The sequence below is a fragment of the Clostridium kluyveri DSM 555 genome (assembly GCF_000016505.1).
Classification (GTDB): domain Bacteria; phylum Bacillota; class Clostridia; order Clostridiales; family Clostridiaceae; genus Clostridium_B; species Clostridium_B kluyveri.
Window position 1 is genome coordinate 3,569,570 of the sequence record NC_009706.1, and the last position, 12,830, is coordinate 3,582,399.

The following is a 12,830-nucleotide window of genomic DNA, read 5'->3' on the forward strand; positions in this document are numbered from 1 at the left end:
ATGGACAAAAATGTAGTTTTAATTGTAGATGATGATGAAAATATACGTGAACTTCTGACCATAATGCTAAAAAATCAAAATATAGATTATCTCTGTGCAAAAGATGGAGTAGAGGCACTTGAAATTTTAAAAACCAATAAAATAGATCTGATACTTTTAGATATTATGATGCCGAGAATGGATGGCATGATGGCATGTATGAAAATAAGAGAAGACTTGAATCTGCCTATAATAATACTATCTGCAAAAATTGATGATGCAGATAAGATAATGGGACTTACCATTGGGGCAGATGACTATATTTCAAAACCTTTTAACCCAATGTTGTTAATTGCAAAGGTAAAATCCCATTTAAGGAGATATAAGGACTTCAATTTAAATTTTCATGGCAATTCAAATTTCATTAAAATACAGGACATGCTTATAGATACAGATAAACATATTGTGAAAATAGATAATAATGAAATAAATTTGACTCCACATGAATTTGAGATTTTAGCTTTTCTTGCAAAGAACAAAAACAATGTATTGAGTATAAAACAAATATATGAAAATGTATGGAAGGAACCTTATATGGAACTTAACAGAACCGTTACAGTACATATAAGGAGAAAGTATAGTTGAAAGGCATGGTGGAAACATATGTGCAAATTGTGAAAAAGATATGATTACTTTTACAATATCAATACCTCTAAACTAAACCGTAAAAATAATTATGTTTATTCATTTAGGAAATCTAAAAATATTTATTCTTAGCTGCCATATACCGATTATGTGAATGAATACTACAATAGTTCAAACTTATTTTTATAAAAATCAATCAGTCCATCTCGTTTCATTTGTGCAAGTTCCCTAGACAGAGCACTGCGATCTACATTCAAGTAACCAGCCATAGCTTCTCTATTAAATGGGATTCTAACAATCCGTGCTTTGGATTCATGGCAAACCTTAGTTAAGTAAGTTAAAACTTTATCGCGAATGGTTGGCATAATTAGACAATCGTTACGATCATGTAACTCCAATGCCCTTTCCGCAATACTGTCAAAAAAGTTGAGGAGCAATTGCTCATGAGCTATACAAAGTTTTTTGCAACGACTCAACACATTTCTGACAGGAATAAAAAGCACAGCAAGGGACTCCAGTGCCTGTACCGACATAGGACACTTCCGTTTACCACTGGCAGCTGTTAAGATGGCAGTATAACCACCTGGATAATGTAGTGAAACAATAATTTGTTTACCTGTGATACTCAATTTAGTGCTTCGGGCACTACCCTTCAGTATAATGCCAATATCATTAACAGAGTCCCCTTCGCAGACAACCATTTCACCTTTTTCATATTCTTTGCGCATCGCAGATAAACATATGAGCATTTTTTCAATATCATTCGGTTCAATACCGGAAAACAAATGTGATTGCACCAAAATATCTAAATCATCCATAAGAACACCTCATTTTCCGTTGCATGTGCAACATACTTTCTATTTGTATAATACTATACTTATAAAAAACAGGGAAGTATATAATAAGAAATACTCCTATAAAAACATTTTTATCAACCAAAATGGAGGAACAAATATGGAAGAAAAAAATAGTGCTATAAAAACAAGAAATGAACTTCTAGCCACTAAACTAATTAAAAATCTACAAAGCAGGAAATTTGAGGCATATTACTGTGATAATGCCATAGATGCTGCCGAAAAAGCATTATCACTTATACCGGAATCTTCATCCGTATCATGGGGAGGGTCGGTTACACTTGAAGAGATTGGGCTGATTGAGCGAATATATCAAGGCAATTTTATTATAATTGATCGTGACAAAGCCCAAACAATGGATGAACGATATGATTTAATGCGCCAATCATTGTTGTGTGATACCTATTTAACAAGTTTCAATGCAATTAGTGAAGACGGTGTATTAATCAATATAGACAGTGTGGGTAATCGAGTGGCAGCGATTACTTTTGGTCCCAAAAATGTCATAGCTGTCATTGGAATGAATAAGGTTTGCAAAACTGTTGAGGATGCAGTAGCAAGGGCTAGAACATATGCAGCTCCTATCAATGCACAACGCTGTTCATCAAATCCATTTCTACATCCTCCAAAAAAGACACCTTGTGTTATAAATGGAGCTTGTGGAAATTGTAAGGCAGAGGATTGTATTTGCTCTTACGTTATTGAAACGAGAATGTGCAAAACTCCTGGAAGAATAAAAATTATTCTTGTTGGTGAATCTCTGGGATTTTAAATTTGGGATATCCAAATAAGCTGTTGAGATTAGCTAACGTAAATTACCACCTTGATTATGATTACTAAAATATGTAGATTTTTTTAAACCTATTTTTATTAGACACCTTTAGGGGGATTCCCCAAAGGTGCACTTTAAGTCTTATTAAATTCGCATATGCTTTATTGCTTTTAGAAAAATGCCAGTTGTTTAAGGATAACCTATTACTGATATTCAAGTTTTTTATTATCTTAATATAAAAATTATAGATTAATGTCCTTTATGTTTTTCTTTCTTTTTGCGTTGGTATAATTGAAATTTCCATTCTTTTTCTTTATGGCTTTTTTCTTTCAAATCTTTTCTTTTTTCTGATTTGTTTCGTTCATATTGTAATTTCATAGCAAGTTGTGCTTTTGTTCCTATACCATTAGTTCTTGTTTGTTTTTTGATTTCTCTTTGAACTCTTTTAGGATTTACCTTTTTGTACTTTAATTCACTTGTTGATAAAGAATTACTAAATTTCAAATCACAAAAGTGCTTTAATATAAAATCATATATCTCATAATCTTTTGGTTCAGAACCAAATACAACTTTTGAAACTTCATATTTATTGAAGTATATCCTCTCAAAAACACCTACCCAGAATATATCTTCAAAAAATACAGTAAACTTAATACTTACTTTCATTTCAATTTTCCTCCTGTAAAATAAAATTTGACATAGAGAAGGGACGACCCCAGGAGGGAAGGTTACTTCCATCTATAAGAATATAGACAGGTTTGGACTACCAACCAAAACTGTGTTTTTATCTCTAATTTATTAATAATATCCATAAATATTATACCATAAATTACTATTTACTTTTCTTTTTTAACTCTTGATTTAAGTATTTTATAAATTATACCAAGCATTATAAACCACACAGGTGTTACAAATAGAGCCACACGAGTTTCCTTATTAAGCGCCAAAACAGCTAAGACAAAAACAATAAATGCCAAAACTATGTAATTAGTAATTGGATAAAGCGGCATTTTAAATTTGCTTTTTGAAGCAAGTTTAGGATTAGTTTTACGATATTTTAAATGACAGACCACCATAATTCCCCAAATGAAGATGAAACAAAATGTTGATATACTTGTAATAAGCACAAATACTCCTTCTGGCATAATATAGCTTAAAATAACTGAAATTAAAATAACAGCTGCTGAAAACATCAAAGCATTAGAAGGTACTTTATTAGAAGTTAACCTTTTCATTGAATTAGGGGCATTATTTTCTTTAGCAAGAGAATAGACCATACGGCTTGTACTAAATATTCCGCTATTGCAAGCAGATGCCGCTGACGTTAACACAACAAAATTTACAATACTTGCTGCTGCTGCGATTCCCACTGCTGCAAATACCTGTACAAATGGACTTTTATCTGCATTAATTGAATTCCAAGGGTATATACTCATAATAACAGTAAGTGCTCCAATGTAAAAAATAATAATTCTAATTGGAATATTGTTAATAGCCTTTGGAATGACATACTCTGGATTTTCAGTTTCACCCGCTGTCAAGCCAACCAATTCAATTCCTGTAAAAGCAAATACGACCATTTGAAAGGAAAGAATAAAACCACTTGTCCCATTTGGAAACCATCCTCCGTGATTCCAAAGATTCGTAAAGCTAGATGCGCCAACATTTGTAGAAAATCCTTTAATAATCATAAATGTACCAATTATAATTAGTGCTAAAATTGCAACAATTTTAATTAAAGCAAACCAGAATTCCATTTCCCCGAACAACTTTACTGTAGTGAGGTTCATAATTAATAAAATTATAAGAACTACAAGACTCGGAACCCATTGAGCTATATTAGGCAGCCAATATTGTATATAAAGTCCTGATGCAGTTAAATCAGCCATAGCAAGTGAGATCCAACAAAACCAATAAGTCCATCCAGTAATAAATGCTGCTCCATTTCCCATATACTCCTGTACAAAGTCTACAAAAGAATGATAGTTTAAATTAGAGAGCAATAATTCCCCAAGAGCACGCATGATAAGAAAACAAACTACCCCTGTTATGGTATATGCAAATAAAATAGATGGCCCTGCCAAATGAATTGATCTGCCTGAACCAAGGAATAATCCGGTACCAATTGCACCTCCAATTGCAAGTAGTTGAACATGCCGATTTTTTAATCCTCGTGATAAGTTTTCATTTTCTGACATATATATTCCGCCTTTCTAATACTGCTGTTTTAAAATTCATTTTAAAATATTATTGATACGAGCACTGTCATAAGAAATCATTACAAAATATGATATCACTAATACAGTACTTAATGTGATTAAACTAATAATGTTCCTTTGTGAATTGCTCCATTTTATCCCTCCATTTTAGCAAAAGGCATCTCCCAAAGATGCCTTTTGCTATGTAAATATTTTTTGATTAGAGATACAAATGGGAATAGATAAGCTTTGAATGAAGTAATCAATTATGTATTACCATTATAAGACATGCTACCTTTTCCCTGTCCTTTTACCTGAGAGTTTCGCCCTTCGACTTTCTCCTTCGGTGCTCATTAAGAGTCTCTCCAAGGATTCATCCAATAGCGGTCATCTCTAAATTAAATAGGTACCTGAAAGATTTACTTCTTCGGTGAATGGCTATTGCCATAACTCTCCCACTATTTTCATCTGAAATATTCAATTTACCGTTATATATTAATATATTTTTAATAAAATTGCAATGATTTCTTCATTTTTGAGTGTATATAGCCTCCTCATCTCTAAAACCTTGAATGTAAAAAAAGCCTATATCGTTAGATAAGGGCTTTTAGTCCTTAGATTACAACCGTACACCAAAATTTAAAGACAATATTACCATGATTTGTAAGTTTAAATAACATAAGCGAATCTGGCATTATTATTTTAATTACTAATATAAAAAAAGGAATTAGGCATAAAGTAGTAGTGCCGGTAATTGTAGACCACATTTGTGATGTGATTTCACTATTTTCTTTCAAAAATCGTGCGTTGAAAATTGCATACCATGTCCAAAGACATAATGCAGATTAACCGCCTCGCTTTAGAATGAATATTTAATATTCAAGGAGAGATGAAAATGAAAACTGTCGAGGAACAACTGCGTATTATAGCAAAGGGCGTTAGCATACTGGTAGATGAGGATGAACTACGAAACAAGCTGACGGAATTCATTCAAAACAATCGGCCCCTGATTATCAAATTGGGACTGGATCCAAGTGCGCCGGATATCCACCTAGGGCATGCCGTTGTACTGCGAAAAATCAAGCAGATGCAGGACTTAGGGCATGAAGCGGTGATTATCATCGGTGATTTCACCGGAAAAATCGGTGACCCATCAGGCAAATCAAAGGGCCGTAATGCTTTGACCGACGAGCAGGTAAGGGAAAATGCCCGGACGTATTTCGAACAGATATTCAAGGTGCTGGACAAGAAAAAAACAACGGTTCGTTACAACAGCGAATGGTTGAGCAAGCTGAATTTTGAGGACGTTCTCAGGCTGGCTGCCACGACTACAGTGGCCAGAATGATGGAACGGGACGATTTTCAAAATCGGTTTACCAACAACATCCCCATCGGAATCCATGAGTTCTTTTACCCGTTGATGCAGGCTTACGATTCCATCGAGCTGAACGCAGATATTGAGCTGGGGGGGACAGATCAGACATTCAATATCCTAATGGGCCGAACCTTACAGAAAACTATGGGACAGTCCCAGCAGGTCGCCATGTTTATGCCGTTGCTGGAGGGATTGGACGGCGTAGAGAAAATGAGCAAGAGCCTTGAAAATTATATCGGTGTATATGAATCTGCCAAAGTGATGTTTAAAAAGGTCATGGAGGTTCCCGACGAGCTGATTTTGAAATACTTTGAGTTGGCGACAGATGAGCATCCAGACCGTATAGAAGCTATCAGGCAGGAGCTGGTACAGGGTAAAAACCCCCGGGATATCAAATATGCCTTGGCTGAAATCATTACCAGCCTGTACCATACGGAGCAGGAAGTTATAGAGGCAAAGGAATACTATGATAAGGCCTTCATCAAAAAAGCGATTCCTGATCAAATACCGGAGCTTGCAGTAAAAGCACAAAGCCATTTAGTTGAAATCATCCCCCTGCTTGTGGAGAATGGATTCATAAAGAGCAATAGCGAGTTTCGAAGGCTGGTTCAGCAAAATGGCGTACAGCTCAATCAGCATAAGCTGAAACATATTGACTCCATCCTGTTGTATGGTGACGTATTAAAAATCGGTAAAAAGCGCTTTGTAAAGATTATTTGGGAAGGGTAGTATCAAAAGGAGAAGCAGGAATTGCTTCTCCCTAGAACATAAACAAATAGCAGAATTTATTTTATTTAATTTACACTAAACTCCTAATATATTTTCAATTACCTTAGCTATCCCTTATAAGTTTATTCCATCTTTATTCTATGTATATATAGACTATTACCTATTGAAGATTCACGAAATAAAGCATTCTTATATCTAAGTTCATCGGTGAATATCCTGTTTGATTTTATACTCAAGTTCTCTCAAACTAAAAATACTATTTTTTACTCCATATATCATGCAACTATCTGCTAGTCAGAATATTTTTTTGGTCTGCCTTTAGTTTTAGATCTTTCAATTTCAAACTTAGAAAATGCAATTTCAACTGCTTTATAAATTTTATAATAAGTATTTTCGCTGTCAATATTTAATGTTATAATCATAACTGAAGTCATTCTTTACTGATATTTTTCTATTTTTTAGCGAAAACATTATATCATAAAGTGATGACTTATTTAATTTTATAATTACTGTTATTCAACAAGCTAAATTATTATATAAATGGCTGTCAGAGAAAGAAAGAAGAGAATATTAAATTCTCCTTTTTACTGCATTTTTCTTAACTTGCGTTATAAGTGTAAGTTATTATGTAGTAACTTTTTCAGTAATAATTAAAGGAGGAACTTATGTTAGACGTGATGATTTTTATTACAATAGGTATTGCTGCGGGTATCCTAAGTGGATTATTTGGTGTTGGCGGTGGAATAATTATAATTCCGGCCTTAATGTTTTTCAAGGGATTTTCTCAATTAAAAGCTCAAGGAACTTCTCTGATTGCTATGCTTCCCCCTGTTGGCATACTTGCATTTATTGAGTACTATAAAAAAGGGAACACTGATTTAGTGGGCGGTATAATTATTTGTAGTGCAATGTTATTAAGTGCTAAATTCGGTGGTCAATTAGCAAATATGCTTCCTATGAATGTGATGAAAAGGGCTTTTGGAATATTTGTTATTTTAGTTGGGATAAAAACTTTTTTCGGGAAATGATTAATATAAATATTGTTTAAATTAATACATAATTTCCTTTGGATTTCCTAATACAGTTAAAGCAGATTGGAAATATTGGGCATTAGTACAACCAGAAAAGACTATTGGACAAATGAATTTGAAAAAAAGGACAAGTTTTGTTACTGGTGGAGGAATTGTAGTTAAAGTGTTTAGTGATCCTAATGAACCAATGAAGTGGTTAGAAAATCAATAAGTTATATTTACGGACTAAAGCCTGCACCTTGAGAGGTACAGGCTTATCATCACTTTATTATTTTAAGTCTTCTTCATAGGCTTTAATCATTTTCTTAACCATATTTCCACCTACTGCTCCAGCTTCTCTGGCAGTTAAATCTCCATTGTAGCCATCTTTTAAATTTACTCCAACCTCTCTGGCTGACTCCATCTTAAACCTATTCAAGGCTTCTCTGGCTTCTGGGACTACTAACTTATTGTTACGTGTCATAATAAACACCTCTCTAAATAGTAATCTTTGATGCTACATTTAAAGTTTGTGCATTTCTATGAAAAATACTCTAGGTAATTTGATGGAAATTTGGAAAACAACTATAGAAAACAAGTTCAAACTTATAAAATTGCAGGCGATTTTAATAAGCTTTCATAAGATTTTATTGGAGTGATCTTACTGAATATATCATTTTTCACTACCCGTTTTGCCTGTAATTCAGCAATAATGCTTTTAGGTGCAATATTATAACGTTCCTTAAAAGGTGTTTTAACGAGCAATTCTATGGTACTCTTTATATTATCAGTGGAATCTTGCGTGGAAACTTTAAGTTCCCGTGTATCAACCACCAAATTGTATTTAGATGTATCAAAAGTTTTTAGCTCCCTTAATAATTCTGATAAAAATTCCTCACCTTCTTTTTTTGATAATAATCCCTTGAAAGTTATTAAAAATATGTTTTTCTCTGGTTTGATTTCTAATTTATACATGCAAATTCCTCCCATTGAAACTCTCTATATTTATTTTAAATTTCTAATTATACTTATATACACTACAAACTATTCTATATTTGAATATCTCTATATCTCACTTAACCTAATCTCTAAAAAAATTATAAGTATTAATTGTAGTTACATTATGTAATAACAATGTGAACTTTATGTGATTTATAATTAGGGATTGTTTACATTTTAAAAAATATCATATTAGAAAAAAGAGTAACTCTATGAGTCAATTTCATATTTTTGATAAAGAATTATTTAGCAGATATATGATACAGCATTTCAAGAGATGAAGAAAAATTATAGATAGCTTGAAATTTATGTGGAATTATTAGCCAATTTAGGAAAGTAAAATTATACTGGTTTCTAGATATGTGGAAAGAATTTGAAAACGTAAAGCTCTCTTTTTTACGATTAAATCCTCGTTAATTTTAATATGGAAGGTTTTTAGGTTAGTAACCATTTTGAGGGTGACTATAGCTTTCTTATATATATTGGAATAAAATCAAATATTTGTATAACATTTTAATACAGCCCTTATTAAGGTTCAACAGATGTTAAATTCGAATATGAAACTTTTGTAGAAGAATTTAAATACAAATCTTATTAAGGTTCAACGCAAAACTAAGAAGGTACAGTATGGAAAATGAAATATTTAAATACAAATCTTGTTAAGGTTCAACTGCTACCAAAGATGAAATATCTAATGCTGGTTATGGATTTAAATACAAATCTTGTTAAGGTTCAACGGATGTTGACATAAAAAACCTTCAAACTTCTACAGGGATTTAAATACAAATCTTGTTAAGGTTCAACTGGAGACTTGATGTGTTCAATTCTCATGGAAAGATATAATTTAAATACAAATCTTGTTAAGGTTCAACTAGACTTATTTATACCTAAAGACATTGCTAAATCACATTTAAATACAAATCTTGTTAAGGTTCAACAGAAATTGGCTTAATACTATAGATTATAAAGTATAATTTAAATACAAATCTTGTTAAGGTTCAACAAGAATACTGATACTTCTGCTAATCAATTTTACATCTAATTTAAATACAAATCTTGTTAAGGTTCAACTAAAAAGCTTTTTTACTTTACCAATAACTTTAGGTAATTTAAATACAAATCTTGTTAAGTTTCAACATAGATGATTTTATTAATTCTCAAGGTTTTATTTAATTTAAATACAAATCTTGTTAAGTTTCAACAATGCAACAACATCTGTAATGGTCTTTCTTTGCCATATTTAAATACAAATCTTGTTAAGTTTCAACGGTAATTCAGTTTCTACAACTCCACATTCTTTTATAATTTAAATACAAATCTTGTTAAGTTTCAACTTAAAGTTAAGCACAAGAGAACTTGCAAAAAAAGCATTTAAATACAAATCTTGTTAAGTTTCAACGTGCATCAAACTTATTATCAGGTATCCATAGGTCAATTTAAATACAAATCTTGTTAAGTTTCAACATGGCTTTCCATGGGACTCCAAACAGTTTTGCTGTTATTTAAATACAAATCTTGTTAAGTTTCAACAAGCCTACAAGAAAAGAAAGACGATACCCCACAAGAATTTAAATACAAATCTTGTTAAGTTTCAACTTTGGAAATTATATAATTTAGGGAGGAAATTAAAATTTAAATACAAATCTTGTTAAGTTTCAACATGAAAATGCTCATAAGATTAGTTGTACCAACAGTTATTTAAATACAAATCTTGTTAAGTTTCAACTAATGTAAAATAGCCATTTCTTATTTTCATTATATCTCTTTAAGTATTGAAAATAAAGGATTTTATAAAAATTTTTCCAGGCAATTTTATTTTCTGTATTTATAAGAATAAAATCGCCTTGGAAGCATTGTATATCAACAGTTTATATAAGATTTTTACTTGTCTAAGGTTGGAAAAATACTAACGGGGATTTTAAAAATAAATATAAAATGCGATAAATTGAACATAATGGTTAATGTCTATAAGAATACTTATATTGGTTCCTTAATATCATCTCAATTTTAATAATAGATAACTATGCTATTAATGGGTACAACCCTGTAACATTTCCTGCTCTAAATGAATATAATTCATTCAATTATGTCGACTTACTAAAAACAATTCCAGATCAATCAAACGGTAAATAGAAAAATTACTGCTATTATTTCAATGGGCTTTGAGGGAATTAATTTGGAATTAAAACATTCGTAATATGTAATATATGGTTATAGTGAAAACACCTGGGACTACTAGTAGTAACTCATAGTAAATCTGTCAATATGCCTGTGGTTCCAGGGTTAAATGGGGCTACAACATAGGAAACCGTAAATGAAATAAAACTATACGTGTATATGTTAAAGATAGACACTGTTTGAGCAGTGTCCATTTTTATTTTGTTCACAAATAGTTAATCATTATGCCATTAAGTTGTAACAAATACTACTTATAATTATAAGTACATTCAGTGGACAAGTACCAATGTTGAATAAGTAGTTTATAAAGTATGCCCCCTTAAGCGTAAATATAAACTGGTGTCTGTAGTTGCAGGGCACTTAAAACTCAAATGCAACTGCCACAGGATAGTATAAGTTTAGACTCCTTTAAAAATAATATTGCATAAAAATAAGCACTCGTCATTTAGGGTGCTTATTTTACATAATGGCTAGATCAGCTATATTTATGAAGTTGTGAAGCATTCTCCATTATTAATACCAATACCAGTCGTCATAGTCATAGAATAATGGAAAAAGAGGAAATTCACATATATCCCGTCTACATCTGCGCCTATGTCTACGTCTTCTACGTCTTCTTCTACGTCTTCTATGCCCTCTATGTCTATATTCAGGATTGAAGTCATAATCAAAATTCTCATCAAAGTCTTCATCATAAGGATCTACATACGTATATTCATTTTGAATTGGTCTATTATAAGGCATTAAGCAATATGGGCAATACATAGGAGCTTCAAAGTCATAAGAATTTTCAACCTTTTCATTTGAGTTGTCATTAGAAGCATTGATACTCATAGGTACCTCCGTAAATTTGTTTACAATGCCATACTATGAGTAAAATATCAAATCCGTGAATAAGAGTTAAGAATCATTAGAAGGCGTACAAATATTAAAGTTAGAGCATATATAAGTATAACTAAGCTTCAAATGGTTACTTGCTAAGAGTACATCTGTTTAATATATCTCCATCTTCTAGATCAGCATCTTCTATGTTTAAGATGACACGTGCTCTTCTTCCCTCTATGACTCCAGAAGAAACAGGTAGACCCACAATAGCACCCGCTGGGAGATTTTCTCGTTTATACTCACCTGCAATGATTTCACCATCAGTCGTGATAACACGTGGGAGAGTTAGTTTTTTATATAATTTGTACTCGTCTTGACATTTGCCGATGATCTGATAATCCAGTTTATTTGTGCATACGACTTCGCGAAGTTCTTCAAAAGTGAGATAGTATATATCTTCTTTTTCATTTATAGATTTGAGTGCAATGTCAGCACTGGTTCACTTGTTGCTAATATCACTTTAGCATGTGTTTTATTGATTGTTGGTGTACTTGTATATAAAGAAAAGTATTTCATCAGACTTTAGGAATGGTTTTGTGTACTATTGATCTCTTGCTAGTAACCAAATAACCTGTACCAGTAAATACCTATTCATTCAACAAATTGTTAGGTATTTACTGGTATGTTTTTCCTAATGGGAATTATAATAAGTCTAATAGCACCAATCTATTTATTTTTCTGTTGCGAATTTGTTAAATTATTACTTTTATTGACAATATTATGTCTATTGTTCAACTTAGTTTTTATCATATTAACCTCTAAATAATATACTAGATAAATTAAGAAAAAGTGATGTTATATTAGTAACTGATCTCACCAGATTAAGCAGGAGCACAAAGGATTTATTTAGTTTAGTAGATCATATTGAAAAAAAGGGTGCTAATATTAAAAGTTTGAAGGAAAGTTGGCTGGATACTACAACCCCTCAAGGAAAATTAATGTTTACTTTTATGGCTGGAATAAGTCAATTTGAAAGAGATCTAATAAGTCAAAGGACAAAAGAAGGTCTTGCTGCAGCAAGAGCACGTGGTAGAAAAGGTGGCAGAAAACCAAAGCTTGACGATAACAAAAAGAAAGCAATATATGAATTATATCAGCAGAAAAAAACAACAGTAAAAAATCTGTGCAGTATGTTTAATATAAGCAAACCTACTCTATACAAGGTTATAGGAGAAATCAGTAAAAGCCAGGTATTATAGTGATATT

Annotated in this window: 11 protein-coding genes, 2 pseudogenes, 1 CRISPR repeat array and 1 riboswitch; of the genes and pseudogenes, 5 read left to right on the forward strand and 8 right to left on the reverse strand. The window is 31.9% G+C overall.

Going from position 1 to position 12,830, the window contains the following annotated elements:
- Nucleotides 1-624, forward strand: a complete 624-nt coding sequence (locus CKL_RS17145; RefSeq protein WP_012103844.1) for a response regulator transcription factor — start codon at nucleotides 1-3, stop codon at nucleotides 622-624.
- A 161-nt stretch (nucleotides 625-785) separates the two neighbouring features.
- On the opposite strand, the gene CKL_RS17150 is transcribed toward CKL_RS17145, so the two are convergent.
- Complete coding sequence (locus tag CKL_RS17150; RefSeq protein ID WP_012103845.1) at nucleotides 786-1,442, reverse strand: Crp/Fnr family transcriptional regulator; 657 nt, start codon at nucleotides 1,440-1,442, stop codon at nucleotides 786-788.
- Between the two features lie 136 nt (nucleotides 1,443-1,578).
- Here CKL_RS17150 and CKL_RS17155 point away from each other — a divergent pair, with 136 nt between their 5' ends.
- A complete protein-coding gene (locus CKL_RS17155; protein ID WP_012103846.1) occupies nucleotides 1,579-2,250 on the forward strand; it encodes a lactate utilization protein in 672 nt (223 codons plus the stop codon).
- A gap of 249 nt (nucleotides 2,251-2,499) precedes the next feature.
- Here CKL_RS17155 and CKL_RS17160 read toward each other — a convergent pair whose 3' ends face one another.
- Nucleotides 2,500-2,916, reverse strand: coding sequence for a YjdF family protein (locus tag CKL_RS17160; RefSeq protein WP_012103847.1), 417 nt, complete (start codon nucleotides 2,914-2,916; stop codon nucleotides 2,500-2,502).
- Nucleotides 2,917-3,086: 170 nt separating this feature from the next.
- Nucleotides 3,087-4,448, reverse strand: a complete 1,362-nt coding sequence (locus CKL_RS17165) for an amino acid permease (protein ID WP_012103848.1) — start codon at nucleotides 4,446-4,448, stop codon at nucleotides 3,087-3,089.
- A 292-nt stretch (nucleotides 4,449-4,740) separates the two neighbouring features.
- A riboswitch (glycine riboswitch) is annotated at nucleotides 4,741-4,827 on the reverse strand.
- A gap of 516 nt (nucleotides 4,828-5,343) precedes the next feature.
- Here CKL_RS17165 and tyrS point away from each other — a divergent pair.
- On the forward strand, nucleotides 5,344-6,552 hold the full coding sequence (tyrS, locus tag CKL_RS17170) for a tyrosine--tRNA ligase (RefSeq protein ID WP_012103849.1): 1,209 nt from the start codon (nucleotides 5,344-5,346) through the stop codon (nucleotides 6,550-6,552).
- A 290-nt stretch (nucleotides 6,553-6,842) separates the two neighbouring features.
- Here the strand turns inward: tyrS and CKL_RS21415 are convergent, their stop codons facing one another.
- On the reverse strand, nucleotides 6,843-6,986 hold the full coding sequence (locus CKL_RS21415) for a hypothetical protein (protein ID WP_242652503.1): 144 nt from the start codon (nucleotides 6,984-6,986) through the stop codon (nucleotides 6,843-6,845).
- Between the two features lie 231 nt (nucleotides 6,987-7,217).
- On the opposite strand from CKL_RS21415, the gene CKL_RS17175 reads away from it, so the two are divergent.
- The gene (locus CKL_RS17175; RefSeq protein WP_012103850.1) at nucleotides 7,218-7,580 is read left to right on the forward strand and encodes a TSUP family transporter; all 363 of its coding nucleotides are present in this window, start codon (nucleotides 7,218-7,220) and stop codon (nucleotides 7,578-7,580) included.
- 271 nt (nucleotides 7,581-7,851) lie between these two features.
- On the opposite strand, the gene CKL_RS17180 is transcribed toward CKL_RS17175, so the two are convergent.
- The 4 genes and pseudogenes from CKL_RS17180 to CKL_RS20075 form a co-directional block, all read right to left on the reverse strand.
- Complete coding sequence (locus CKL_RS17180) at nucleotides 7,852-8,046, reverse strand: alpha/beta-type small acid-soluble spore protein (protein ID WP_012103851.1); 195 nt, start codon at nucleotides 8,044-8,046, stop codon at nucleotides 7,852-7,854.
- Nucleotides 8,047-8,168: 122 nt separating this feature from the next.
- Entirely contained in the window at nucleotides 8,169-8,537 is a 369-nt protein-coding gene (locus tag CKL_RS17185) for a hypothetical protein (RefSeq protein ID WP_012103852.1), read from the reverse strand.
- A gap of 534 nt (nucleotides 8,538-9,071) precedes the next feature.
- Nucleotides 9,072-10,287: a CRISPR direct-repeat array (repeat unit 30 nt; unit sequence ATTTAAATACAAATCTTGTTAAGTTTCAAC).
- 965 nt (nucleotides 10,288-11,252) lie between these two features.
- Entirely contained in the window at nucleotides 11,253-11,573 is a 321-nt protein-coding gene (locus CKL_RS20070) for a hypothetical protein (RefSeq protein ID WP_012103853.1), read from the reverse strand.
- A gap of 160 nt (nucleotides 11,574-11,733) precedes the next feature.
- A pseudogene (locus CKL_RS20075) lies at nucleotides 11,734-12,036 on the reverse strand (PEP-utilizing enzyme); the annotation flags it as partial.
- Nucleotides 12,037-12,382: 346 nt separating this feature from the next.
- On the opposite strand from CKL_RS20075, the pseudogene CKL_RS17195 reads away from it, so the two are divergent.
- Nucleotides 12,383-12,823: pseudogene (locus tag CKL_RS17195) on the forward strand (recombinase family protein); the annotation flags it as partial.
- Nucleotides 12,824-12,830: the final 7 nt, after the last annotated feature.